Origin of the sequence: Paenibacillus sp. Pae15, from assembly GCF_024519685.1 — a bacterium.
GTDB classification, from domain to species: Bacteria; Bacillota; Bacilli; order Paenibacillales; family NBRC-103111; genus Paenibacillus_G; species Paenibacillus_G naphthalenovorans.
In genome coordinates this window covers 57,911-81,943 of the sequence record NZ_JALJRM010000012.1, presented here as the reverse complement: position 1 = coordinate 81,943, position 24,033 = coordinate 57,911, and the positions used below count along the sequence as shown (strand labels likewise).

Sequence of the window (24,033 nt, the reverse complement as noted above, 5' to 3'; positions counted from 1 at the left end):
AGAGACGCAAGGAATGAAGGGGGCAACGGGATGGATTTTATTTCGACATTTTTGGCGGAGCGCTGGTTTGTCATCTTAGGGGCGCTGATAGTACTTTTTATTGTTGTAGCCGTGGTGAAGACGGTTGTAAAATGGGTTATTGTGCTGGCGCTGCTGGCCGGCTTGTTCTTCTACGGGGCAAGCTATAAAGATCAGCTGCTGGAGCTTGGTTCGACGATGGGCGCCAAGGTCGCGGAGGAAGCCAAGGCCCAGGCGATGAAAGTCATAACGGAGGAAGCCAAGGACGCAAAATACACACAAAACCCGGACGGTTCTTATACGGTCGCAACCAAGAGCGTGAGGCTGGACGGCAAGCTTGGCGAGAATAGCGTCCAAGTGACCTTTATGAACCAGACCTTTACGTTAAAACTGGATGATCTCACCAAGGGGCTCATTGAACAGGCAAAGAAAAACGCAGGACTTTAATACCGGAGTTTAAGCCTCAGGTCGGAAGGAGGGAGTGCGTTTGAACGGTCTGGAACAGCTTACGGCAATTAATCTGATCACAGTACTCATTGCGGCCACTTTTATCGTTTCGGTCATTCAGGGGCTTTACCGCGGCGCTTCCTCGTCCGCCAGACATTTGGCGGTGATGGTGACTGAAGGGGTCGTTATCCTGATAAGCCTGTATGCGGCTTGGCAATTGGCCTCTTGGCTGTCGCCCCGGTTTCAGGCTTGGCTTGTCGGGCTCGGGCTGCAGATTCCTCAACGGGAGCTGGGATTTTGGGAGCAGATTTATTACACCGTGATTACCGGAGTAAGAGACTTTTCCTTGCTCAGGTTTAGCGTGCTGTTCGTATTAGGCTACGGCATCGCCAAACAGCTGGTCTGCCTGATCATCGACCCGCTGGCAAACCTGTGGATGTCGGAGCGGCGGCGGTTGGGCCCCGAAGGAGATGCGCGCACCGCTCCCACGCTGTTCAGCAGTTTGATCGGCAGCATCATCGGAGCAGTAACCGGGTTGGGGCGCAGTCTTCTGATGATTGCCGCATTCTTTATCGTTACGACACTGTTTCCGCAAACTCCGATTTCCGGGTATATTCAAGATTCGTTATTATATCAGAAGGGCGCCAAGGAAGTGATTCAGCCGGTTACAGGCGATTTCTTCTCCAGCCGGCTTCCCGTATTTACACGGGCGGTTGAGGAGGAATTCACCAACATCCTGCAGCGAAAATATGAGTTGGTGGATGCGGCCGTTCCGAATGACATTGCGGAGGCTGCCAGGCATGTAACGGCAAATGCCAAGACGGATGAAGAAAAGGCCAAACTTTTGTACCGTTGGGTAGGAACGCGTATCAAATATGACTGGGATAAGGTACGTTTGTATGAGGAGCGGCGGATATGGAAGGAGCAGACGCCCGCAGATACGTTTAGCACCAGAAGAGGGGTCTGCATCGATTTCTCCAGACTGTACGCCGTTATGGCCAGGTCCGTGGGGCTCGACGTGAAGGTGGTTACGGGACTCGGCTATGACGGCCGCGGCGGCTATGGGCCGCACGCCTGGAACGAGGTATTCTTGTCGGAGAAGAAGGAATGGGTGCCGCTCGACTCTACGTGGGTGGCCAGCGGAGGAAATTGGTTCAACCCTCCGAATTTTCACGAAACGCATATCAAGGATAGTTAAGTATCCATATCAAGCCGGAGGATCGCCGATCGGACGATTTCTTCGGCTTTTTTCATAAGAGAAGTTTGTGGTACACTTGTAACGGAAGGCTCAAACTAAACAGGAGGGCGTCAAAATGCTGCCGCACAAAACATTGGATCAGTATAAGGCCGTTTTTTTCGATGTGGGCGATACATTATTGACGATCCCGGCTGCCAGAGTGATTATGCAGCAGTTTTTGGCAAGCCGTTCGTTTCATCGCGGGGAAGAACGAATCGGTGAACTTTTTACCGAGGCATTTCGTCTGTTTTATTACGGAAAACAGATAGATCCGTTCGAGGTTTGTACGCCTGAGTCCGATCGTGCTTTCTGGATGAAGCTGTACCGTTACATATTGCAGCATTTGGGCGTAGAAGAAGAGCGCTGGACGGAAGAGCAGATCCATGCTTGCTGCCACGAGCTTTATGACCTGTTCACTTCGCCTGAGCACTACGCGTTGTTCGAAGATGTGAAGGAATGTATGGCGGCTTTGAAGAATCGGGGCCTGCGGCTCGGCATTATATCGAATTTCGCCCCGACACTGCGTTCCATTTTGGAGCATAAAGGCATATTGCACTATTTCGATCCGGTCATCGTGTCTACGGAGGTCGGCCTGGAGAAGCCGGACCCGGCGATATTCCGCCTTTCTCTGGAACGTTCGGGCCTCGCTGCAGAGGACGTTCTTTATGTAGGCGATCACGATTTGAATGATATTTGGGCCCCTGCGCAGGCAGGCATCGATGCCGTCAAAATTAAGCGATACGACTATCATACCGGTGACGGAATATATTCTCTCCGCGAGCTGCTTTAGGTTCGCAAGCTGCAAAGCACTATACAGCAAAGAAGCAATGGAGCAAAGCAAAGGAGCACCAAAGGAAATGAAAAAGCCCATCGGGATGGATGACCCGCAAAAACAGGAAATCAGCAAACGCCGCAATTTTACATTTCGCATCAATCTGTTCTTTTTCTTTACTTTTTTCCTGTTTTCCGTACTGATCGTCAGGCTGGCGATGCTTCAATTCGTTGAAGGCAAGGAGCTGCAGGCGGAAAAAGCGAAGATCAACAAAGCGAATACGCCGATCCCGCCAATCCGCGGCAATATCTATGACCGGATGGGAGCGCCGATCGCTTACACCACTTCTACGCAATCGCTCTATTTTCGCATTGAGCAGGACCAGCCGCAGGACGAAGTCATTGCACTTGCCCATAAGCTGGCCGATATTTTCGCCAAATTCGGGAGCCCCGACGCACCGAAGATGACAGCGGAAAATATCATCATTGAGATGGATGTGGGGTATGACCTGAACAAGAACAAAGTGACGGCTCCAAGCTACTTTTCGGTTCCGCGGCGCATCAAATCCGGACTGACGCCGGACGAAATGGCCTACATTCTCGAGCACCGGGATGAGCTGAAGTGGATCGAAATCATGGAGGAAAGCATCCGGCTTTACGACCAGGAGACCATTGCCGTGCAGCTGGTTGGTTATATGCGTCCCTTCTCCAGAGCAAGGGAAGCGAAATACGGATTAAGCTTCTATAAGGACAAAACGAAGACGGAAGGATACATGGATACGGAATACGTCGGTTATGACGGCATTGAACTCATGTATCAGGAGCAGCTGCGGGGACAGAACGGGATGAAATCTTATCCGGTTAACGCCCAGCACAAAATTATCGGACCCGTAGAGATCACCAAGCCTGTCAAGGGCAACAATCTTTTCCTGTCTATCGACCGCAGCGTTCAGCTGACGACAGAGCAGGCGATTATGGACCATATCAAATATTTGAAGAGTCCGGAAGCCCGCGCTAACCCTTATATCGCCAAAGGGAGAAATGCGGTTGCCGGATATGCCGTCGCCATGGAGGTTGAAACGGGAAAAGTCGTCGCCATGGCCAGCATGCCCGATTATGATCCGAGCGTATGGGCAGGAGGCATTCCGCAAAGCGAGTATGACCGGATACAACCGTACGTGAATAACGGAACGATTACAACGGCCTATCCGGATTATCCGACCAAGGAAGAGCGGGATAAGCATCCGACCTCCATCGTTTATATGGGATCGGTTATTAAACCGCTATCGGTTCTGATCGGGTTAAACGAAGGGCTATTCACGACAAGCACCAAGTACCCCGATACCGGTGTATTCACCTACGGGAGAGACAACAGCGCAAGACTGCGTAACTCCGACGGTAAAGCCTGGGGACTGATCAACGCTACGCAAGCCATTCAATATTCGTCCAACACGTTCATGTCTGCGATGATCGGCAACGCTTTGTATATGAGAAACGGTAACAAAGCGATCGAAATCTGGGACCAATATCTGGCTAAGTTCGGTCTTGGGGTATTGACGGGAAGCGGATTGCCCAAGGAATACGAGGGCTTAAGCGAGTATAAAACAAACACAAGAGAAAGCCCGCAGCAGCGTATGGTTTTTGCCTCCTGGGGCCAAAATGAAAAATACACGACGCTTCAGCTGGCACAGTATGCAACGACGCTGGCTACGCGCGGACAGCGGCTGCAGCCGCTGCTTGTAGACCGGATTGAAACCTACGAAGGGCAGCTGGTAAAAGAATTCAATGAAAAGGTCGTGCTGGATCAAAGCGAATTCCCCAAGGCGTATTGGGATGCGGTAATCAAAGGGATGGAGAACGTCGGCGTACAAGGCTTTTCGGATTTCCCTTACAAGTTTGCAAGAAAAACCGGTACGTCCACACAGGTCGTCGGGGGCAAGGAAGTCGATAACGCCGTATTTATTGCTTTCGCTCCCTTGGATAAACCGAAGCTTGCGGTCGCCGTTGTCGTGCCCGAAGGCGGTTATGGTGCTTACGGCGCCGCACCGATTGCGCGCAAAATATTCGACGCTTACGATCAAAAATATGGTCTTGACGGTGTGCCTAAGGGACCTACAGGGACTGCAAATGCGCAGCAATAAAACCATTTCGGCATCTCCCTTTTATGGGAGATTTCTTTTTTGAGAAAATGTTGCACAAGGAAAACTTATTTGTGTATAATAAAAATATAGTCTGATAGGCAAAAAACATTGTCCCACCCAACATTTAAGAACCAAGGCAACAATTGGGCGCTATAATGGATAAATGCGAAATAGGATAAGAAAGATTGGAGAGAGCATAATGAAAATGAAAATATCGATGTCATCATTCAAAAGATTCATTATGACATTGCTTTTCTTGGGCTTGGCTATAGCCTTGGCCGCTTGCGGAGCCCCGAAGGAAACTGGGGGCAATGCTGCGGCGGGCGGAAAAATTCAGGTGGTCTCTACAACCGGCATGATTCATGATCTGGTGAAGCAGGTAGGCGGAGAGCACGTAGAAGCGCAGGCCCTGATGCAGCCCGGTGTAGACCCGCACTTATACAAAGCTTCCCAAGGCGACCTCCGGAAATTGGAGCAGGCTGAACTTATTTTTTATAACGGATTGCATCTGGAAGGGAAAATGATTGATATTTTTGAACAAATGGCCAAATCCAAGCCGACGGTCCCGGTTACGAAAAACATTGCGGAATCCGAATTGCTTGCTTCCGATGATCAGGGAATGGAGCACGATCCGCATGTATGGTTTAACGTCAGGCATTGGATCAGTGCAACGGAGACGATCCGCGATGAGCTTGTGAAGCTGGATGCCGCGCATGCCGACAGTTACAAGAATAATGCGGAGGCTTACATCAGACAGCTGGAAGAGTTGGATCAATACGTAAAGACGCAGATAGCGACCATTCCCGAGCAGCAGCGTGTGCTGGTGACGGCTCACGACGCCTTCGGATATTTCGGCAAAGCCTATGGCATTCAGGTTAGAGGGCTGCAGGGAATGAATACGGCATCGGAATATGGCTCCAAGGATGTCAGCGAGCTGAGGGATTATCTTGTCGCCAATAAGATCAAAGCCATTTTTGTGGAATCCAGTGTGCCCAAGAAATCGATTGAGGCGGTTATCGAAGGAGCCAAGAGACAGGGACACGACATCCGGATCGGAGGTGAATTGTTCTCTGACGCCATGGGCGAAGAAGGCACCCCAGAAGGAACATACCTCGGGATGGTGCGACATAATGTAGATACGATCGTAAAAGCGTTAAAATAAAACATTTTCGATGGAAGATTTATACAAGGGAGTGAGCGGTATGCAAGAGCAGCATCGGCCTTTATCCATCAAAGGGTTGACGGTCGCCTATCAGAAAAAACCTGTGCTGCAGAACATTACCTTCGACATTCCTGAAGGCAAGCTGATCGGTATTGTCGGACCTAACGGCGCCGGCAAATCGACGCTCATCAAAGCGGCTCTTGGGCTCATCCCCCGTTTGACAGGGGACGTTTCCATATATGGAAAACCGTATCGGGAGCAGAGAAAACTTGTCGGATATGTGCCGCAGAGGGAGTCGGTGGATTGGGACTTTCCGACCAGTGCGCTGGATGTCGTGATGATGGGGCGCTACGGGCACCTGGGCTGGTTTAAACGGCCCGGGTCGAAAGAAAGGCAAATTGCTTTGGAGTGCCTGGAGAAGGTAGGTATGGCCGATTTTGCCGGCCGGCAAATCAGCCAGCTGTCCGGAGGACAGCAGCAGCGCATTTTTCTTGCCAGGGCATTGGCTCAGGACGCACGGCTGTATTTTATGGATGAACCGTTCGTCGGTGTGGATGCAGCGACGGAGAAAGCGATCATTACCCTGCTCAACGAACTGAAGAAGCAGGGGAAAACGGTGCTTGTCGTGCATCATGATTTATCGACGGTCAAAGAATATTTTGACTGGGTCATGCTGTTGAACGTCAAGCTGATGGGAATCGGCCCTGCCGACGAGCTATTTACAAAAGAAAACCTGCAGCGGACGTACGGAGGCAGACTGACCCTGCTGAACCGAAGCGACGATGCCATCTTTGTGAGTGCGAGGTGAACGGAATGTGGACACATGTGCTGGAGCTTTTTCGTGATCCGAATATGCAATGGATATTGCTGGGAAGCATACTGCTTGGCTTGAGCAGCGGCGTCCTGGGAAGCTTTGCCTATCTTCGGAAGCAGAGTCTTATGGGTGACGCTCTCGCGCATGCGGCGCTTCCCGGCGTATGTATCGCCTTTATGCTGACCGGCTCCAAATCGATGTTCTTCTTCCTGATCGGTGCGGTGGCGGCAGGGATTATCGCCACATTCGGCATCGGCTTTGTTACCCGTAATACACGAATCAAGCAGGATTCGGCGCTGGGTATCGTACTTTCCGTGTTTTTCGGTCTCGGCGTCGTGCTGTTGACCAAGATTCAGCAGAGCGGCAACGGCAATCAAAGCGGGCTGGATACTTTTATGTTCGGTAAAGCGGCCTCTATGGTTTTGTCTGATGTCATCACAATGGGGCTTGTGGCGCTGGCGTTGGTTTTCATCTGTATGTTATTGTTCAAAGAATTCAAGCTGCTTAGCTTCGACCAAGGTTTTGCCAAAGGGATCGGATTGCCGGTTGCCTTTCTCGACCAGTTTATGATGTTCCTGATTGTCGTAGCCGTCGTCATTGGCATCCAGGCTGTCGGTGTCGTGCTGATGTCCGCACTGCTGATCACCCCTGCGGTATCCGCGCGGTACTGGACGGATAAGCTCGGCTGGATGGTTGTCCTTTCAGGCGCCTTCGGGGCGGTCAGCGGCTTTGTCGGAACGTTGGTCAGCAGTACGGCTAACAACCTGCCGACCGGCCCGCTCAGCGTGTTGGCGGCGACGCTGCTGTTCGTCGTGTCCGTACTGTTCGCACCGCGGCGGGGAATCCTGTCCAAATTATTGGAGCGGCTGGCGGTGAAGCGGAGCGTGCTCGGCGATTTGAGTCATCAACCGAGGCTGAGCGGATTTCATGGAGCGGAGCAAGCCAAGCATAAGGAGGGGCAGGCATGAATGACTTCTGGATCATTCTCACCGGGGTGCTTGTAGCATGCTCCTGCAGTATTCTCGGCTGCTTTCTGGTTCTGCGCCGAATGGCGATGATCGGAGATGCCATCAGTCACTCTGTACTGCCGGGCATCGTGATTGCCTTCCTTTTTAGCGGAACCAAGGAATCCCTGATCATGATGCTTGGCGCGGCGGTTTTCGGACTTATCACCGTTTATCTCATTCAGTGGTTTCACCAGAGCGGCGTGCAGTCCGATGCCGCCATCGGGGTCGTATTTACCGCATTGTTCGCCGTCGGCGTCGTGCTGGTCAGCATGTACAGCCGGCAGGTTCATCTGGACCTTGATCATGTGCTGTTCGGCGAGATCATGTTCGTACCTTGGGAACGTCTTACGGTGGGTGGCGTAGATATCGGTCCGAGGGCCGTGTGGGTGCTGGGTGGCGTATTGACGCTTAGCTGCGTGCTGATCAGTCTTTTTTATAAGCAGTTCAAAATCTGTGCTTTCGATCCGGCCATGGCGGCTGCGGCGGGGATTCCGGTCGCACTCTTTCATTATCTGCTCATGGGGCTGGTATCGGTGACGACCGTGGCTTCCTTCGAGAGTGTAGGCGCCATTCTGGTGGTGGGGCTCCTGGTGGTTCCGGCGGCAACGGCTTATCTGCTGACGGAACGGCTCAGCCGGATGATCTTTTACAGTATGGGGCTGGGGTCGCTCAGTGCGGTCATCGGGTACTATGGCTCTGTACTGCTGGATGCGTCGATTGCCGGCTGCATGATTACGGTAGCGGGCATCCTGTTTGTGATCGTTCTGCTCCTTTCTCCAACGCATGGCGTCGTGTGGCCGAAGCTGAAACAAAAGCGGATTTCGTCGGAGGAAGCCTTATAATTCGATACTGCATGCAGAAAAGCCGTCCGGCGGCATACCGCCGGGCGGCTTTTTGTGTACGCCGCCCTTCCGACTTCCTATTGGGAAGCGAAAGGGCGTTTGCCACAAAACAACGCTTGTTTTATAAAATCATTACAACAACGTTACAAATGTTATTGATTAATAAATATAGTTAATTTATACTAGAAAAAGATGAAAATGCTAGATTGTAAGGCACGGTGCGCAATAAAAATGTCGAAAAATAGCGAGATATGAGATGGCCCGTCCTTTCCTCTTAGTGAGCATCATAAGCGGTATTTCAATATTGTAAGGAGTGGGCAAATGGAAAAGTCAACGATAATCGGAATCGTTCTTGGTCTGGTAGCTGTTATCGGAGGTATGGCGCTGAAGCATGCACCGGTTGGGGCATTGATTAATCCTGCCGCTTTCGTGATCATTATTATCGGGACGGCCGCGTCGTTATTCATAGCCTTTCCGATGTCTGAGCTTAAGAAATTCCCGAAATTAATCAAGCTTGTATTCACTAAACCGCAGCTGACATCCCGTGAAGAATTGCTGCTGTTGTTTCAAGAGCTGGCTTCGATCACACGCCGTGAAGGGTTGCTGGCTTTAGAGTCTAAAGTGGACGAAATGCAGGATCCCTTCTTACGAAACGGGATGAGGATGATCATTGACGGTAACGACCAGGAATTTGTGCATGATGTGCTCATGGAAGATATCTCGGCCATGGAAGAGCGGCACCGTGTAGGTGCAATGATATTTACTCAAGCAGGTACATATGCTCCGACACTAGGCGTATTGGGTGCGGTTATCGGTTTGATTGCCGCATTGGCGGATATGAGCGATATTACCAAATTGTCGGCCGCTATTGCCGCTGCATTCGTCGCTACGCTGTTAGGTATTTTTACGGGTTATGTGTTATGGCATCCTATAGCCAACAAGCTCAAAAGATTATCCCGACGCGAAGTGGAGATCCGGCTGATGATGGTGGAAGGCCTTTTATCGATCCAGTCGGGTGTATCTACGATCGCCATCGGCCAGAAGCTGTCCGTATTTATGACGCCTGAAGAACGTGCGAAGTTGTCGGAGAAAGGGGCGGACGGCGGTGAAGAAAAAGCATAAGAACCATCAGCACGAGGAGCATATCGACGAATCCTGGCTCATCCCTTATGCCGACCTTTTAACCTTGCTGCTCGCGCTTTTTATCGTGCTGTTCTCTATGAGCAGCGTGGATGCCAAGAAATATGAACAAATGAGCCAGGCTTTTCAAATCGCTTTGAGCGGCGGTATGGGAATGTTTGAGAATAGCGGTATAACTCCCATCCCGATGCCCAGTTCTCCGAGCCAGAGCCCGACATCCGGCAGCCAGACCGAACACCAAGAGCAGATAAGACAAGAGCAAGAAGATATGGAGAAGCTGAAACGGCAGCTCGACCAGTATATTAAAGAAAACAACCTTTCTACCCAATTGGATACGAAGCTGAATCACTCGCAGCTTTTGATTACCATCAGCGATAATGCGCTGTTCGATTCAGGCAGCGCTGAAGTGAAGACAACTGCACGTGACTTGGGAATCAACATCTCCAAGATGCTGCAGCAGTATCCGGGGTATGAGATTGTGGTTTCCGGGCATACGGATAATCTGCCTATCAATAACTGGAAGTATCGGTCAAACTGGGATCTGAGCTCCGATCGGGCGATTAATTTCATGAAGGTTATGCTTGAGAATCCCGGCCTTGATCCGGGGCGCTTCAGTGCCGTAGGGCATGGCGAATACCGGCCTGTGGATACGAACGATACGGTAGAAGGACGCGCCAAAAACCGCCGGGTCGAGGTATCCATCCTTCGCAAATATACGGACCCGGCTCCGACCGGAGCTCCTTCCGCCCGGTAAATAAACAAAGCATCTGCATCGCTCCGACGCCGGAGGACGCGGATGCTTTTTTTCATAGGCCATAGACTGTATGGTTCCATGTGCGGGGAGGAATATGCTTTTTGCCGCCAAACCATCTCATTTCCTGCGGACACCACGAATATGGTATACTGTTGTATCGGATGATGAAAAGCGCCTTTCTGCATGATCATTTATAGCCAAAAGGGCGAGCTTTTGAGGAGGATTTGGAATCATATGTGCGGAATTACCGGCGTTTTATACTTTGAAGACCGAGAACCGGCCCCTTCCATGCTGAAAAGCATGACCGATATTATCGTTCACAGGGGACCGGACGATGTTGGATTTTGGACCGAGAACCGGATCGGATTGGGCTTTCGCCGCTTGTCGATCATTGATTTGAGTGAAGGACACCAGCCGCTGGCCAATGAGGACGAGACGGTATGGATCGTATTTAACGGCGAGATCTATAACTATAAATATTTGCGCAATACGCTGCAATCCAGGGGGCACCGGTTCAAAACCCACAGCGATACGGAGGTTATTGTCCACCTGTATGAAGAGTACGGGGAAGATTGCGTGAAGCATTTGCGCGGGATGTTCGGCTTTGTCATTTGGGACCGCCGGAAAAAGAGGCTGTTTGGTGCGCGGGACCATTTTGGGATCAAGCCCTTTTACTACTATAACGACGGCAAGAGATTTCTGTTCGGTTCGGAAATCAAAAGCATTCTGGCGGCCGACGGGGTGGAACGGGCCATTCATACGGAGAGTTTGCTGAACTATTTGACGTTCCAATACGTTCCGGAGCCGACCACGATGTTTCAGGGGATCTATAAGCTTCCCCCTGGCCATACCGTGTCCGTGACCTTTGATGGCGAGATGAAGATTAGCCCCTATTGGGATCCGATGCTGGAACCGAATGAGGAGCTTACGCTCGCCGATGGCGTTGAGCAGATTCGGGAGGCTTTGAAGGATTCGGTTATTCATCATATGCAAAGCGATGTGGAGCGCGGCTGCTTCCTCTCCAGCGGTATCGATTCGACGGCGATTGCGGCGCATATGCGCAGGATCGAACCGATCCGTACCTTCTCCGTTGGCTTTGAGGGGGCGAACAACGAGACGGTGATCGCCAGACAAACCGCACAGGCGCTCGACACGGAGCATTACGCTAAAATCATTACGGCACAGGACTATTTCGCCACCCTGCCGAAGGCGGTTTGGCATCAGGATGAGCCTGTCGCCGATCCGTCGGCGATCGCCCTCTATCATGTCGCGCAGCTTGCAAGGGAGCACGTCACCGTCGTGCTGTCCGGGGAAGGAGCGGACGAGCTGTTCGGCGGCTACCGGATTTATCGCGAGCCGCAGTCGCTGGCCCCGGTCGAACGGTTGCCGGCAGGGATTAAACGGCTGCTGCATGCATTGGCCAGACTGCTGCCGGAGGGCCTTTACGGACGGAACTACCTGCTTCGCGGTACGACCCCGCTGGAGGAGCGGTTCCTGGGCAACGCCAAAATTTTCAGCGAGGACATGAAAGCGGAAGTGGTGCGGGCGGACCGTGAAATGCTTAGGAGCTACCGGAATCCTTTGGAGATTGCCAAAGTATTTTACGATAAAAGCAAGCATTTGGACCCGGTTTCCCGGATGCAGTATATCGATATGAATCTGTGGATGCCCGGGGATATCCTGATGAAGGCGGACAAAATGACCATGGCTCATTCATTGGAGCTTCGCGTGCCGTTTCTCGATGTGGAGCTTTATGAAGTATCCCGCCGTATTCCGGCCAAATACCGTATAGCGGAAGGGACGACGAAGTACATATTCCGCAAAGCGATGGAAGGGATCATTCCGGACTTCATCCTAAACCGGCCGAAGCTCGGGTTCCCGGTTCCGATGCGGGATTGGATGAAAGGTCCTCAAGGTCATGTCATTATGGAGCAGATCGCCGGCAGCGGCATTGAAGATTACATCCGCATCGATACGGTACGGGCGATGCTGAAAAACCATCAAAACGGTCAAGGGGACTATGCGCGCCGGATATGGACCATTTATATGTTCGCGCTTTGGCATACAACGTATGTGGAAGAGCTGACGGGCCCGGCATTGGCACATGCGTTGTAAAGGGGGGATGGAGCCAAATGAGTCGTTACAAACTGATTGCGCTCGATTTGGATGGAACGCTGTTAACGGATGATAAACGTATATCGGAGGAAAACAAGGCAGCCATCCGGTTGGCGGAGGACGCCGGAATTACCGTGATGTTTGCTACGGGACGGGGCGTGCAGAATGTGGAAGAGTACGTGCGGGAGCTCGCACTCGGATCGCCGCAGGTGACCGTAAACGGGAGCGAGGTGTGGAAGGCGCCGGGGAAGCTATTGGAGCGTCACGTTGTCGACCCCGGCCTTATTCGGCGTATGTATAAGCTGGCGGCCTACTACGATACGTGGTTTTGGGCGTACTGTGTCGGTGACATCTATAATAAAGAACGTTGGCTGCCCGAATCAGAGATCGATGCGAAGCAGTGGCTGAAATTCGGTTTTTATACGGAAAATGAGGATAGTCTTGCAGTTATCCGTCAAGAGCTTGCTTCGTGGAACCAGTTGGAGATTACGAATTCGCACCCATGGAATCTGGAGCTTAATCCGAAGGGCATCAGCAAAGCCAGCGGATTAAAGCGGGTGTGTGAGCTGCTTGGAATCCATATGTCTCAAGTGATGGCGATGGGCGACAGCTTGAACGACGCGGTGATGCTTCAAGAGGTCGGACTTGGCGTCGCGATGGGCAACGCGCAAGATGAGGTCAAAGCTTTGGCCGACACCGTGACGTTAACGAATGAAGAGAATGGCGTCGCCCAAGCGATTAGGCAGTACGCTCTAACATAGGCTAAAGTCCGGAAGGAAGGAGATCGCGCGATGACGGTTGCAGCATGGATCATCATCATTATCTTATTTGCAGTCGGGATGGCCGGAGCGGTATATCCGGTGCTGCCGGGCGCACTGGCCATCTACGCGGCTTTCTTCGTATATGGCTGGATGATTGGATTTGAGCCGTTCGGACTATGGTTTTGGCTCATACAGACCACGATCGTGGCTGTTCTGATGGTGGCCGACTATGCGGTTAGCGCACTGGGAGTCAAGAAGTTCGGGGGCTCCCGCGCGTCCGTTGTCGGCAGTACGATCGGACTTTTGATCGGTCCGTTCGTCATTCCTGTAGCAGGCCTCTTAATCGGCCCATTCCTTGGGGCGCTGATCGGCGAGCTGGTTGCAGGCACCCAACTGCGGCAGGCTTTCCGTGCGGGTATCGGGGCTGTGGTAGGCTTTTTCTCAGGCCTGGTGGTCAAGGTAGCGTTTCAGCTGCTGATGATCATTCTGTTTATCGTATGGGTACTAAGGTATTAACGGGGAAGAAGGGAACGTCTTGTCTAAAGATTCGTTAGTCAAAGGAACGCTGATCCTGACCCTGGCTGCATTGGTGGCCAGGGCTCTTGGCGTGGTGCAGCGCATCCCGCTGGTCTACCTGCTCGGGGACATCGGGATGGCGGCATACGGGATCGCCTTCAATCTGTATTCGGTCCTCTTGGTCGTGGCTACGGCAGGGATTCCGAGTGCGCTGAGCAAAATGATATCCGAGCGTACGGCACTCGGTCAGCACGCGGAGGCCGACCGGATCTATAAGGCTGCGCTGGTGTTCGCAGCCGCCGCAGGCATCGTGATGACGGTACTGCTGTATGCAGGGGCGCCTTATTATGCTAAAAGCATCGCCAACCCGGAAGCGGCTCTGCCGATTCAGGCGATCGCGCCGGCTCTGCTGCTGTTTCCGCTCATCGCCATTATGCGCGGTTATTTCCAGGGCCGGCGGATGATGATGCCTAACGGGATGTCGCAAATTATCGAGCAGATCTTTCGCGTAGCCACGTCGGTGCTGTTGGCGTATTTGCTTCTCAGCCACAGCTTGGAGTATGCCGTCGCCGGCGCTTCGTTCGGCGGCGTGATGGGAAGCATCGCAGCTGCCGCCGTGATGCTGTACTACGCCATTCGTCTTAAGCGGAGCGACCGCAAAGAGCGGCTGGAGGAGAGGGCCGAAGCGCCCGGTCCAGACCGGGGCGAACCGTTGACGTTCAAAAAAATCTATGCGCAGCTGTTTAGATTATCCGTACCGATTGTCATTTTCTCCATGACGGTCACGCTGATTTACACGATTGATGCTTCGATCGTGACGCTGCTTTTGAGGGATCAAATCGGAGAATTGCCCGCGAAGGAAATTTTAGGAATACTCGTAGGGCGGGCGCAGTCGTTGGCCGGTATTCCGATCATTCTCGCCATTGCGCTCAGTCAATCCATTGTGCCGATTATCTCTTCGGCCTACTCGCAAAACGATATGAAGCAGGTGGAGGGACAGACATCAAAGGTGCTTCAGCTTTCGATCCTGTCGGGTCTGCCGATGGTGCTGGTGATCTGTGCCGCAGCAGGCCCGCTTAACCATTTTATTTTCGGCAATCCAACCGGATCGCCTGTCGTTGAAGAATATGCGGCACCAATCATCATTGCACTGACGGTAAGCGCGATGTTCCAAATCCTTATGCAAACCTCCGGCGCCGTGCTGATGGGTATGGGCCGAATGAAGGTGCTGGTGTTCAGTGTCGTCGCAGGTATTGCCGTGAAGCTGATCGCAAGCTTCACGCTGGCTCCGTTGTTCGGCATATACGGAATTATTGCCGCTACGGCGCTTTGCTTCATCGTCATGACGTTCATCAGCCTGCAGATGCTGCGCAGAACGGTTCGTTTCCGTGTCTTCAGCTTACGCCGCTGGGCGGGTCTGGCTGTAGTTGCTGTGGTGATTGTGCTGTTGGGTATCGGACTGGATGCGGTGAGCCGCAGCTACATTCACCCGTTCGGCAGCGAACGTTGGGACGCTATGGTGCAGTCGATACTGATCGTTGGAGTAACCGGCGCCGCATATCCCGTTCTGTTGTTCCTGACCCGGGTGATGACCGTTCAAGACCTGCAGCATTTGCCGGGTCCGCTGCGTAAGCTGGCCGGGCCGATTCTTGGGCGCTCGGGCCGGGACCGTCAGAGTGATCGCGGATAAAGGAATCATTCGGAGGAGGATACAAGCAGACCGCCGGCCAGAACAGCCAGCTCAATCTTGTTCAGTCCCGAGCAGTATTCCTGGGTCATCTCAAAGGAGATCGGCGCTTCAATTGATGTGAAGTGCCACATGGTCTCCATATTTTGGAACCAGTCGCCAGGCTCCGGCGGAGATAAAGGACAATCCTTCCAACTGTCGGTGAGCTTCGGACTATACAGCTGAACGGCTCCAGGCCGAAGCTTGCAGCCGTTCAGCCGCTCCTTCACCTGGCCGCGAGGCACAGGCGGCTGCTTGCGGGTCCAGGTAAACAGATGAGGCCAATAATCCGCTCTGGATCCGGAATGACTCGTGGAAAAGGCAAATTCCCTGGCACCCTTAGAAACGACAGGTATGCCGAACAAAATGGCATACAGCTTTTTTCCAACTTCAATTCGTTCCTGCAGGCTGCTGTAATTCTCCAGTATTAATCCGGCCATACGAATCCGGCCGTTATGGAGATAAGGGAAAACGATCTGATTAAGCTGCAGCAGCGACTGGGCCTGGAAAAACAGCGTTTCGATGACCGAATGGCGGAATACGGGATTTTGGACAACTCGTTGTTCAATGTGATTCTGTTCGTTAACGATTAAACCAATGGTTAACGCAACGGAATCTTTGCGTTCCCAAAAGAGCTCCCAGACCGGACGCATGAAGGAAGAGACCCCTAAAAGAGGGAGCAGATAGAAGAGGGGCGATTGGCACTGCAAGCTTGCCCGGTAGAGAAGCAGCTGGGCGTAAGCATCTCTAAAAATGAGCGCATTGGCCCGCTCGAGAAAGGCGAATACCGCCTGCCGCTGGTTCCCGTCGAGCAGCAGCGGCATGAGCTCGCCCTGCAGATCGGTCATGTACCAGCCGCCGTTTCGCGAAACCATATGAGCGAGCAAAGCCCAATGAAGCTCAGGGTGCTCCCGGTACATATTCAAATAAGCGGCGGTGCGGGTCACATTGTTCCGGTTGTGTACGTCGCGCTCCCGTTCAATTCGCTCTAGAAGCTCCCTGTCCTGCGGAGCAAGAGTGATGGCGCCCCCAGCCGGGCCCACGTCCAGCCTCCGGTGCAGACGTTTACTCAACGCCTCGACGGAGGCGGTTTCGACTTCCATCCGGTGAGCTGCGATGAGCAGCTTTTTTTCATGCGCGGGCAGGCGGGCTTTGGCTTTTAGCCATTGCCAGGCCTCCTGGGGGACATCGGCGATTTTATGAAGCAGGTCCAAACCGCTCCAGCGATAGGGTCCTCCGTTCATTCCGTTTTTCCTCCCGTTGTCAGAATGACTAACCTTTTTTTGAAAAAAAGTGCAACATTCATCCCCTATTTTCGTATAACTCTGTAGGCTGTAATATAAATCATCCTTAATTCAGGAGGCACAAATGAAAAAGAAACGCTGGAATTCCGCACTCATTCTCATGATGATCGGTGTGCTTGCTATCCTCGCAGGCTGTCAACCGGTGGCGAACGTCGATATCAGCAAGGCGCTCGCGAACACCTTTGCCGTCAAATCGGCAGAGGGCAAACAATCCCTGACCGTTGAGCTGACGGCTGATCCATCGGCCGTGCTGTCCCCTGAGGACAAGCGAATATTTGACTTGTTCAGCAAAATTACACTGGATATCACCGAATATAAGGCGAAGGATCCTCTCAATGCATCCATGAAAGGAACGTTTGGTTATTCCGGCGGGAGCATTCCCTTCGAAATGGTGATGACTAACACGTATTACATCATTCAAATCGAAGGCGCCAAGAAGCCGCTGCTGATCCGTAATGATGCTTCAACCTGGAACCCGGCGGGCGATCCGATCCCTCTTTCCGACGAGCTGCAAAAACAGCTTCAGCAGCTGACGGAGAAGGCTGTCGATGCGATGCCTTCATTCGGAACGTTCTTCTCCCGCAACCTTCCGAATCCGAACACGATTACCGTTGAGGAAGTCAATGAAACCGTGAACGGTGAAAGCCTGAACCTGCAAAAGGTGCATGCCGAGATTTACGGCAAAGAGCTGGTCGGACTGGTCAAAGGATTTTTGACGAACGTACTGGCGGATGAGCAGGGTTTAAAAGAATTCATCGGTACGCTGTATGATCTGTATGTCCCTTTTGTGAAACAAATGATGCAGGAAATCGGCACGGAACCAAATGATCCGACGGCCGCTGCGATCACACCTTATTTAAATAACAAAACGCTTGCTGTCGAATTCATTCATACCTTCATCAAAACGAATCTGGAGCAGCTGCTGGCAGATTACGATCAATCCGTTGAAGCGCTGTTTGCCTCCGAGGCGGGAGCCAAGGCCAAGGAGTGGCTGAACGGAAATCAAGTGTTCAAAATGGATATGTATGTCGATGAAGATCTGATGACCCGCAAATCGGCTTCCGAATTGCTGCTGACGCTGCCGCAAGGATTGGAAGGCGGACTGAAGAGCATTAAAGTCACTTCAACGGCTGAAACGTGGAACATCAACCAACCGGTGGCCATCAATCAAATCCATACGACCGGCGGTGTGATTGAATTGAACGGCAACGAAACACGGGTCACACCGAGCAAAATCGTTGCCTCCCTGGATCCGAATTCTCAGCTGTATAAGCTCTTGAAGAACGATTTGCAGGTAACGAAAAAAGACATCCAATTGTTCATCAATGAAGAAGTCGACCCGTTCCTCAGCATCAAGCCTTTTAACGATCAAGGAACGGTTATGGTGCCGGCGCGTTTCGTTGCGGAAAGACTGGATGCCGACGTGGAATGGGACGCCGCGGCCCGTCAAGTGAAGGTGACGGATCATCTCAACGGAACAGTAATCCTGCTTACCATCGATAGCAAGGAAGCAACGGTAAACGGGCAAGCCAAACAGTTGGAGAAAGCGGCCGTGCTGGTCGACAATGTCACCTATATTCCTGTACGCTTTGTCTCTGAAAGTATGGGAGCTGAAGTCAACTGGGATCAAGACAGCCAGATGGTCTCGATTACCCGTGACTAAACACGAATGGATTAAGCCGTGTCGATGCGCCTTACAGGCGCATTGATGCGGTTTTTTTTGCCGGAGCAAGCGTATTGCCGCAGTAGATGCAAGATTTGGCAGCCCTTGTTGTTACTATGCGCATGATTCAAATTACTATTCGCCAAGTCCGCTAATTTTGAACTGTAAAAACAGAGCCCCTATCTGACTCCGCCTGGGACAGATAGGGGCTTTCTTGGGCATGAATTCTTTTTCTTTTATCGTACTAGTTCTCCTCCGTCATGCGATCGGGTTCCTGCGGCTTGCGAACGGCAGAACGGGAAGAGGGCAGCCGCCCTGCGCGGACAGCCGCTTCACGCAGCAAATACTCGATATGGCTGTTCACGCTGCGGAAATCATCGGCAGCCCATCGTTCCAGCACTTCATACAGCTTGGGATCGAGCCGCAGGGGAAAGTTTTTTTTCGCGGCCATGGTGATCCCTTAGTACAAGCTCCCTGTATTAATGACCGGATTGGCGGAACGGTCGGATACAATGGCGACGAGAAGATTGTTGATCATGGCCGCTTTGCGTTCTTCGTCAAGCTCGATAACGCCTTCCTGCTGCAGCTGGGCGATGGCCAACTGTACCATGCCTACGGCGCCTTCCACGATCTTGCTGCGGGCGGCAATGATAGCGGTGGCCTGCTGCCGCTGGAGCATAGCGCTTGCGATCTCCGTTGAGTAAGCCAGGTGAGTCAAGCGGGCTTCCATGACTTCCACTCCGGCGACGGACAGCCGTTCCTGCAGCTCGCGGCTGAGCTCTGCGGCCACTTCTTCAGAGTTGCCGCGCAGTGAATAGCCGTTTGAATCGAAGGTATCATAAGGATATTTATTGGCTACATGGCGCAGGGCCGTTTCACTTTGAATTTCCACGAATTGCTCGTAGTTGTCTACGTCGAACGTAGCTTTGGCTGAGTCGATCACACGAAATACGACTACGGCCGCGATTTCGATCGGATTTCCTTCAATATCGTTGACTTTCAGCTTGGCGCTGTTGAAGTTGCGAACTCGCAGAGATACCTTTTTGCGGACCGAGAAGGGAACGGTCATCCACAATCCGCTTTTACGAATGGTTCCGGCATAGCTTCCGAAGAAGGTGACCACCATGGCCTGATTGGGCTGCACGACAGTAATCGCAGAAAGCAGCGGTGCGGATGCAACGAGCAGTACAATACCCAGCAGAATGTACTCATTCATCAAGAGTACCAGACCGAGCGCATCGACAGCCAGCATCAGCAGCAGTCCCAGGAATCCATTAATCACCCATGCATTTTTTTCTTTCATAAGACAGCTCTCCTTAGATGAAATTCATTTAATACTTATTTGATATTTTTATGATATCACATTTAGGAATAAATGTAAAATACATTTTTATGGAAAATGACGAGTCTTGTTGAAAGTTGACAGGAGCCGCTTCGAGTGCTATAAGTGATATAATGTTAACAAACAGATTCATCACTTCCATTCAAAGGCGGTGTTTTCCATGGAACACGTTACAACTGAACAAAGATTCAATGAGATTATCGGCGGCTCTAAGCCAACGATTGCCGTATTTAAAGCGACGTGGTGCAAGGACTGCCATTTTATCGAACCTTTTATGCCTGAAGTGGAGGCGGCTTATCAAGACCGGCTGACTTTTATTCATATTGACCGCGATGAGATGCCGGAACTCTGCTCCGAGCTGAATATTTTAGGTATCCCCAGCTTCATCGCATTCCGGGACGGCAAAGAGCTTATCCGTTTTGTCAGCAAGCTTCGCAAGACCCGGGAAGAAATTGAGCAGTTTCTGGATCGCGCCGTTGACGTTGCGAACGAACTGCAGAAATCATAAGTTTCATCCTTCCGGAGAATTCATCTCCGGAAGTTTTTTTATTCTCCGGTTCATTTCATCAGACGTTGGCTTGCTTCTTTCATTGCTTTGTAACATTTCCACATGGATTTGATCCCCATTTATCGCTATAATGTAATTTGGAACATTAGGGCTTGTCTATTATTGTCGGATTTTACGAAGAAGCGGGTGTGAAGAGCGAATGAATATACAACGATGGCTTAAGCGGCTTTCCCTTGCAAGCATGCTCGGCATGTTTCTGATTCTGTTGATGGGGGCGCTTGTGACCAAGACAGAATCCGGACGGGGCTGCGGGGACGATTGGCCGCTTTGTAACGGACGCTTCGTACCGGCTTATACGATCGAGTCGCTTATTGAATACAGCCATCGCTTCGTTGTAGGTGTGGTTGGAATCATTCTGCTTGCAACGACGATTCTGGTGTTTTTATACAGCCAGCGCAAAGATGCAAAATGGTTTGTTGGCGGAGCGATGTTTTTTACGGTGCTTCAGGCGATTCTGGGCGCGTTTGCGGTCTTATGGCCACAATCCGCTCTGGTCATGGCTCTGCACTTCGGATTTTCGCTTTTGTCCTTTGCCTTCACTTTACTGCTGTATTTGGTATTTACGAAGTTCGGCGAAGCGTTGATCCGCGGGGACGGAACGCGGTTGTCGCGTGGAGCGAGGCTTTCGATATGGGGAGTCCTGCTGTATAGTTATGTCGTCGTTTATCTGGGCGCTTTCGTGCGCCATACCGAATCGATCGGCGGCTGTATCGGTTGGCCGCTGTGTAACGGCCAGGTGATCCCCGAGATGACAGGGGGAACCGGAGTTGTATTTACTCACAGGTTGGCTGCTGCGCTCCTGGGTCTGGCCATTCTCGCCGTGTTCCTGATGATCCGGAATCAGGCAAAACCGGGAAGCAGTGTTTATCAAGCGGCACTATGGTCTCTTGTTCTGGTATTTTTCCAAATTTTAAGCGGCGGCTTCGTCACGCTTACCATTGGGTACGACATGTTTTTGGTGGCCAGCTTGCTGCATGCGCTTTTGATCTCATGTTTATTCGGTATCCTGTGTTATTTGGCCATCATCTCTATGCAGACGGCCGATGACAGGGAAGTGCAGGCTTACGCGGCTCCAAGGCTGCCGTAAGCCTTCTGTTCATTTTGAGCTGTTACCGCTATATAGAAGGGAGAAATACTGAATATGAGGTTTGATAATTTGCGTTCCTTTCTGGAAGCGCTTCGTAAGGAAAATGAGCTGCAAGTGATTTCTGCACCCGTGGATCCCTATTTGGAGCTGGCTGAAATACACAGAAGGGTCATCGACGAGGGTGGCCCTGCCCTGCTCTTTACGAATGTGAAGGGAGCGTCTTTTCCTGTCGTAACGAATTTATTCGGTACGAGCCGGCGTGTCGATCTGGCTTTCGGCCCGCGGCCGGAGCAGCTGATGAAGCAGATTGTCGGCGCGGTGGACACGCTTGTACCGCCTACACCGAAGGCGCTGTGGCAGCAGCGCCAGTTGATTGTGGATCTGCTCAAAATCGGAATCAAAAATGTATCTCCGGATTCGGCGCCGATCCTGCAGCAATGCAAAACCGATTCGCCTTTGGACGGCCTGCCCGTTCTGACCAGCTGGCAGGAGGATGGCGGCCCGTTCGTGACGCTGCCGCTCGTTTACACGGAGCATCCGGAAAATGGGCATCATAACCTGGGGATGTACCGTATGCAGGTGTATGACGCCAAGACGACGGGGATGCACTGGCAAATTCATAAAGGCGGAGGCTTTCACTACCATGAGGCGGAAAAGCGCGGCGAGGCGCTTCCGGTCACCGTATTTTTGGGGGGGCCGCCGGCCTTGATAGCATCGGCCATTGCTCCGGTGCCCGAGCATCTTCCGGAGCTTCTGCTGACATCGCTCATCGTAGGACAAAAGCTTCCGATGGTGCAAAATCCGCATGGCGGCCATCGATTGGTCGCGGAAGCCGAATTCGCCATCAGCGGTTCCGTGGCGCCGTATCTGCGTCGTCCCGAGGGACCGTTCGGCGATCATTACGGGTACTACTCGCTCACGCATGATTTTCCGGTTTTTGAGGTCAGTCATATGTGGCACCGTAAAGATGCCATCTACCCCGCTACGATTGTCGGAAAGCCGCGTCAGGAGGATTACTATCTCGGTGAATTTTTACAGCGTTTGCTGTCGCCGGCCTTTCCAATGGCCATGCCGGGAGTCAAGGATTTGTGGACTTATGCCGAAACCGGGTTTCATCCGCTCGCTGCGGCCATCGTCCGCGACAGCTACAGCCGCGAGGCGCTGGGCACCGCGTTTCGTATCCTGGGCGAAGGCCAGCTGACGCTGACGAAGTTTTTGATCGTTACGGATCAACATGTAGAGCTGGAGCGCTTTCCCAAGCTGCTGGAGACGGTACTGGAGAGGTTTGATCCGCTTCGCGATCTGTTCATCTTCGACCATACGTCGCATGATACGCTGGACTATACGGGTGACCGCTTGAATCATGGGAGCAAAGCCGTGCTGCTTGGCGTTGGCGAGCCTCAGCGTCAGCTGCCGGCCGTATACGATGGCGGAGAGCTGCCGGGGATCCGTTCCCTGGCCGTCTACTGCCGGGGATGTCTGGTGGTTTCGGGAGCGGCTTATGAGGAGGATCCGCTTCTGCCTCAGCACCTTGTGGAACAAGCGGGAGACCGTCTTGGCGATTGGCCGCTTGTCATCCTCGCGGACGACACCTCCTTCGTTAAAGATCAAACCGCATTCCTTTGGACCGTATTTACGCGCTTTAACCCGGCGGGAGATATTTATGCTCATACGCAGGTTAACCGCCATCACATCGGCTATCGACTGCCGCTTGTCATCGACGCCCGCATGAAGCCCGGGTATCCTGATGAGTTGTTCCCGCGCGAAGATATCGTGGAACTGGTGGACCGGCGGTGGAAAGAATATTTTTCCTGAAAATCATAGATCGGCACGTACCCGGTAATACTTGACCAGACCAAATTCACATATATACGGAGATTTGTTATGCTAAGAGCGATGTTCGGCGAGCCGCCGCGCAAAGACGCAGGCCTGCTGCTGGAAGCCATTCAAGCGATTCGTAAATACATGTACACATTGACGTCTGCCTCCCGGCAGTCGTCACAGGAGCGGCGGTACATCATCTGGTGCCAAAGCTTCCTACGTACGTTGGACGATTTGGAGCAAAGTCAATTCGCAGCCGTTCGGTTTGGCCGCAAGGTAAGCAAAAAATACACCGATCAGATGTCCGCCGAGGAGCTTGATGATTACCATCGGCACTTATATTATTATAACAATGCTTTGATCCGTGTATTTGCGGTTTTGGACAAGTTGGGGCATTTCATGAACGAGAGGTTCTCTTTGCACACGGAAAGGGTCAAATCACGCTTTTCTTACTTTACCGTGCTTCGCCATATGCACAAGGACAAGCGGTTTTCAGATTTGGAACAGCAGCTTTATGAGCTCAAAATCAAATATAATGAACCGCTTAACCGGTTGCGCAACCAGCGGAACATGGAAATACACACCATAAATGCGGATTTGCTGGATGACCTGATGAAAGCGGCCGAAGCGAAATATGGCGAACAGATAAGGATAGGGACCGAAGACATACAGCAAAATCTTCAAGATTTGGAGCAAGGGTGCCAAATGACGTTTCGTGCGGCAGCGGAGGTATTTCGTTATCTGCACCGCCGTTCTTAAGAGTTGAATCGAATTCCGGCATCCACTATACTTTGATA

The 24,033-nt window shown here is 52.1% G+C and carries 22 protein-coding genes; 19 read left to right on the top strand and 3 right to left on the bottom strand.

Features of this window, described 5'->3' with window-relative positions:
- Window positions 1-30: 30 nt before the first annotated feature.
- The 14 genes from NR121_RS12300 (at window position 31) to NR121_RS12235 (ending at window position 15,415) form a co-directional block, all read left to right on the top strand.
- A complete protein-coding gene (locus NR121_RS12300) occupies window positions 31-465 on the top strand; it encodes a hypothetical protein (RefSeq protein WP_054817167.1) in 435 nt (144 codons plus the stop codon).
- A 40-nt stretch (window positions 466-505) separates the two neighbouring features.
- The gene (locus tag NR121_RS12295) at window positions 506-1,663 is read left to right on the top strand and encodes a transglutaminase domain-containing protein (RefSeq protein ID WP_074727322.1); all 1,158 of its coding nucleotides are present in this window, start codon (window positions 506-508) and stop codon (window positions 1,661-1,663) included.
- A 115-nt stretch (window positions 1,664-1,778) separates the two neighbouring features.
- The gene (locus tag NR121_RS12290) at window positions 1,779-2,492 is read left to right on the top strand and encodes an HAD-IA family hydrolase (RefSeq protein ID WP_062406710.1); all 714 of its coding nucleotides are present in this window, start codon (window positions 1,779-1,781) and stop codon (window positions 2,490-2,492) included.
- Between the two features lie 67 nt (window positions 2,493-2,559).
- A complete protein-coding gene (locus tag NR121_RS12285; RefSeq protein WP_062406712.1) occupies window positions 2,560-4,614 on the top strand; it encodes a peptidoglycan D,D-transpeptidase FtsI family protein in 2,055 nt (684 codons plus the stop codon).
- A 199-nt stretch (window positions 4,615-4,813) separates the two neighbouring features.
- Window positions 4,814-5,776 (top strand): metal ABC transporter solute-binding protein, Zn/Mn family, encoded by a 963-nt coding sequence (locus tag NR121_RS12280; protein ID WP_137669846.1) that lies wholly within the window; start codon window positions 4,814-4,816, stop codon window positions 5,774-5,776.
- A 40-nt stretch (window positions 5,777-5,816) separates the two neighbouring features.
- Entirely contained in the window at window positions 5,817-6,584 is a 768-nt protein-coding gene (locus NR121_RS12275; protein WP_062406714.1) for a metal ABC transporter ATP-binding protein, read from the top strand.
- Window positions 6,585-6,589: 5 nt separating this feature from the next.
- On the top strand, window positions 6,590-7,558 hold the full coding sequence (locus NR121_RS12270) for a metal ABC transporter permease (protein WP_054817068.1): 969 nt from the start codon (window positions 6,590-6,592) through the stop codon (window positions 7,556-7,558).
- Window positions 7,555-8,439: a metal ABC transporter permease gene (locus NR121_RS12265; RefSeq protein ID WP_062406715.1), complete on the top strand. Its 885-nt coding sequence runs from the start codon at window positions 7,555-7,557 to the stop codon at window positions 8,437-8,439. Before NR121_RS12270 ends, NR121_RS12265 begins: the two co-directional genes overlap by 4 nt.
- 321 nt (window positions 8,440-8,760) lie before the next feature.
- Complete coding sequence (gene motA, locus NR121_RS12260) at window positions 8,761-9,561, top strand: flagellar motor stator protein MotA (protein WP_054817069.1); 801 nt, start codon at window positions 8,761-8,763, stop codon at window positions 9,559-9,561.
- Window positions 9,545-10,333 carry a flagellar motor protein MotB gene (motB, locus tag NR121_RS12255; protein ID WP_062406717.1) on the top strand — a complete coding sequence of 263 codons (789 nt, stop codon included), beginning with the start codon at window positions 9,545-9,547 and terminating at the stop codon, window positions 10,331-10,333. Before motA ends, motB begins: the two co-directional genes overlap by 17 nt.
- Window positions 10,334-10,567: 234 nt before the next feature.
- Window positions 10,568-12,448, top strand: coding sequence for an asparagine synthase (glutamine-hydrolyzing) (asnB, locus tag NR121_RS12250; RefSeq protein ID WP_054817070.1), 1,881 nt, complete (start codon window positions 10,568-10,570; stop codon window positions 12,446-12,448).
- Between the two features lie 17 nt (window positions 12,449-12,465).
- Complete coding sequence (locus NR121_RS12245; protein WP_054817071.1) at window positions 12,466-13,209, top strand: Cof-type HAD-IIB family hydrolase; 744 nt, start codon at window positions 12,466-12,468, stop codon at window positions 13,207-13,209.
- Between the two features lie 30 nt (window positions 13,210-13,239).
- Complete coding sequence (locus tag NR121_RS12240; RefSeq protein ID WP_054817072.1) at window positions 13,240-13,725, top strand: DUF456 domain-containing protein; 486 nt, start codon at window positions 13,240-13,242, stop codon at window positions 13,723-13,725.
- A 19-nt stretch (window positions 13,726-13,744) separates the two neighbouring features.
- Complete coding sequence (locus NR121_RS12235) at window positions 13,745-15,415, top strand: putative polysaccharide biosynthesis protein (protein ID WP_256831253.1); 1,671 nt, start codon at window positions 13,745-13,747, stop codon at window positions 15,413-15,415.
- A gap of 5 nt (window positions 15,416-15,420) precedes the next feature.
- Here NR121_RS12235 and NR121_RS12230 read toward each other — a convergent pair whose 3' ends face one another.
- A complete protein-coding gene (locus NR121_RS12230) occupies window positions 15,421-16,695 on the bottom strand; it encodes a DUF2515 domain-containing protein (protein ID WP_256831252.1) in 1,275 nt (424 codons plus the stop codon).
- 124 nt (window positions 16,696-16,819) lie between these two features.
- Here NR121_RS12230 and NR121_RS12225 point away from each other — a divergent pair, with 124 nt between their 5' ends.
- Window positions 16,820-18,418, top strand: coding sequence for a copper amine oxidase N-terminal domain-containing protein (locus NR121_RS12225; RefSeq protein ID WP_062406723.1), 1,599 nt, complete (start codon window positions 16,820-16,822; stop codon window positions 18,416-18,418).
- A gap of 244 nt (window positions 18,419-18,662) precedes the next feature.
- Here the strand turns inward: NR121_RS12225 and NR121_RS12220 are convergent, their stop codons facing one another.
- Both NR121_RS12220 and NR121_RS12215 read right to left on the bottom strand, forming a co-directional pair.
- Window positions 18,663-18,869 (bottom strand): type II toxin-antitoxin system antitoxin, encoded by a 207-nt coding sequence (locus NR121_RS12220; RefSeq protein WP_054817073.1) that lies wholly within the window; start codon window positions 18,867-18,869, stop codon window positions 18,663-18,665.
- A gap of 9 nt (window positions 18,870-18,878) precedes the next feature.
- Complete coding sequence (locus NR121_RS12215) at window positions 18,879-19,721, bottom strand: SPFH domain-containing protein (RefSeq protein WP_062406725.1); 843 nt, start codon at window positions 19,719-19,721, stop codon at window positions 18,879-18,881.
- A 199-nt stretch (window positions 19,722-19,920) separates the two neighbouring features.
- Here NR121_RS12215 and NR121_RS12210 point away from each other — a divergent pair, with 199 nt between their 5' ends.
- The 4 genes from NR121_RS12210 to NR121_RS12195 all read left to right on the top strand — a co-directional run bounded on the left by NR121_RS12210 (window position 19,921) and on the right by NR121_RS12195 (window position 23,995).
- Entirely contained in the window at window positions 19,921-20,268 is a 348-nt protein-coding gene (locus NR121_RS12210) for a thioredoxin family protein (RefSeq protein WP_054817074.1), read from the top strand.
- Between the two features lie 199 nt (window positions 20,269-20,467).
- A complete protein-coding gene (locus NR121_RS12205) occupies window positions 20,468-21,415 on the top strand; it encodes a COX15/CtaA family protein (RefSeq protein WP_054817075.1) in 948 nt (315 codons plus the stop codon).
- A gap of 54 nt (window positions 21,416-21,469) precedes the next feature.
- Window positions 21,470-23,230 (top strand): menaquinone biosynthesis decarboxylase, encoded by a 1,761-nt coding sequence (locus NR121_RS12200; RefSeq protein WP_062406729.1) that lies wholly within the window; start codon window positions 21,470-21,472, stop codon window positions 23,228-23,230.
- 69 nt (window positions 23,231-23,299) lie between these two features.
- Window positions 23,300-23,995: a Cthe_2314 family HEPN domain-containing protein gene (locus NR121_RS12195; RefSeq protein ID WP_054817076.1), complete on the top strand. Its 696-nt coding sequence runs from the start codon at window positions 23,300-23,302 to the stop codon at window positions 23,993-23,995.
- Window positions 23,996-24,033: the final 38 nt, after the last annotated feature.

What these genes read in the sequence shown, in the direction of transcription:
- NR121_RS12300 (WP_054817167.1), top strand. Translation starts at nt 31, where the DNA reads ATGGATTTTATTTCGACATTTTTGGCGGAGCGCTGGTTTGTCATCTTA.
- motA (WP_054817069.1), top strand. Translation starts at nt 8,761, where the DNA reads ATGGAAAAGTCAACGATAATCGGAATCGTTCTTGGTCTGGTAGCTGTT.
- NR121_RS12290 (WP_062406710.1), top strand. Translation starts at nt 1,779, where the DNA reads ATGCTGCCGCACAAAACATTGGATCAGTATAAGGCCGTTTTTTTCGAT.
- NR121_RS12265 (WP_062406715.1), top strand. Translation starts at nt 7,555, where the DNA reads ATGAATGACTTCTGGATCATTCTCACCGGGGTGCTTGTAGCATGCTCC.
- NR121_RS12205 (WP_054817075.1), top strand. Translation starts at nt 20,468, where the DNA reads ATGAATATACAACGATGGCTTAAGCGGCTTTCCCTTGCAAGCATGCTC.
- NR121_RS12210 (WP_054817074.1), top strand. Translation starts at nt 19,921, where the DNA reads ATGGAACACGTTACAACTGAACAAAGATTCAATGAGATTATCGGCGGC.
- NR121_RS12240 (WP_054817072.1), top strand. Translation starts at nt 13,240, where the DNA reads ATGACGGTTGCAGCATGGATCATCATCATTATCTTATTTGCAGTCGGG.
- asnB (WP_054817070.1), top strand. Translation starts at nt 10,568, where the DNA reads ATGTGCGGAATTACCGGCGTTTTATACTTTGAAGACCGAGAACCGGCC.
- NR121_RS12220 (WP_054817073.1), bottom strand. Translation starts at nt 18,869, where the DNA reads ATGGCCGCGAAAAAAAACTTTCCCCTGCGGCTCGATCCCAAGCTGTAT.
- NR121_RS12280 (WP_137669846.1), top strand. Translation starts at nt 4,814, where the DNA reads ATGAAAATGAAAATATCGATGTCATCATTCAAAAGATTCATTATGACA.
- NR121_RS12195 (WP_054817076.1), top strand. Translation starts at nt 23,300, where the DNA reads ATGCTAAGAGCGATGTTCGGCGAGCCGCCGCGCAAAGACGCAGGCCTG.
- NR121_RS12200 (WP_062406729.1), top strand. Translation starts at nt 21,470, where the DNA reads ATGAGGTTTGATAATTTGCGTTCCTTTCTGGAAGCGCTTCGTAAGGAA.
- NR121_RS12225 (WP_062406723.1), top strand. Translation starts at nt 16,820, where the DNA reads ATGAAAAAGAAACGCTGGAATTCCGCACTCATTCTCATGATGATCGGT.
- NR121_RS12270 (WP_054817068.1), top strand. Translation starts at nt 6,590, where the DNA reads ATGTGGACACATGTGCTGGAGCTTTTTCGTGATCCGAATATGCAATGG.
- NR121_RS12285 (WP_062406712.1), top strand. Translation starts at nt 2,560, where the DNA reads ATGAAAAAGCCCATCGGGATGGATGACCCGCAAAAACAGGAAATCAGC.
- NR121_RS12245 (WP_054817071.1), top strand. Translation starts at nt 12,466, where the DNA reads ATGAGTCGTTACAAACTGATTGCGCTCGATTTGGATGGAACGCTGTTA.
- NR121_RS12215 (WP_062406725.1), bottom strand. Translation starts at nt 19,721, where the DNA reads ATGAAAGAAAAAAATGCATGGGTGATTAATGGATTCCTGGGACTGCTG.
- NR121_RS12230 (WP_256831252.1), bottom strand. Translation starts at nt 16,695, where the DNA reads ATGAACGGAGGACCCTATCGCTGGAGCGGTTTGGACCTGCTTCATAAA.
- NR121_RS12275 (WP_062406714.1), top strand. Translation starts at nt 5,817, where the DNA reads ATGCAAGAGCAGCATCGGCCTTTATCCATCAAAGGGTTGACGGTCGCC.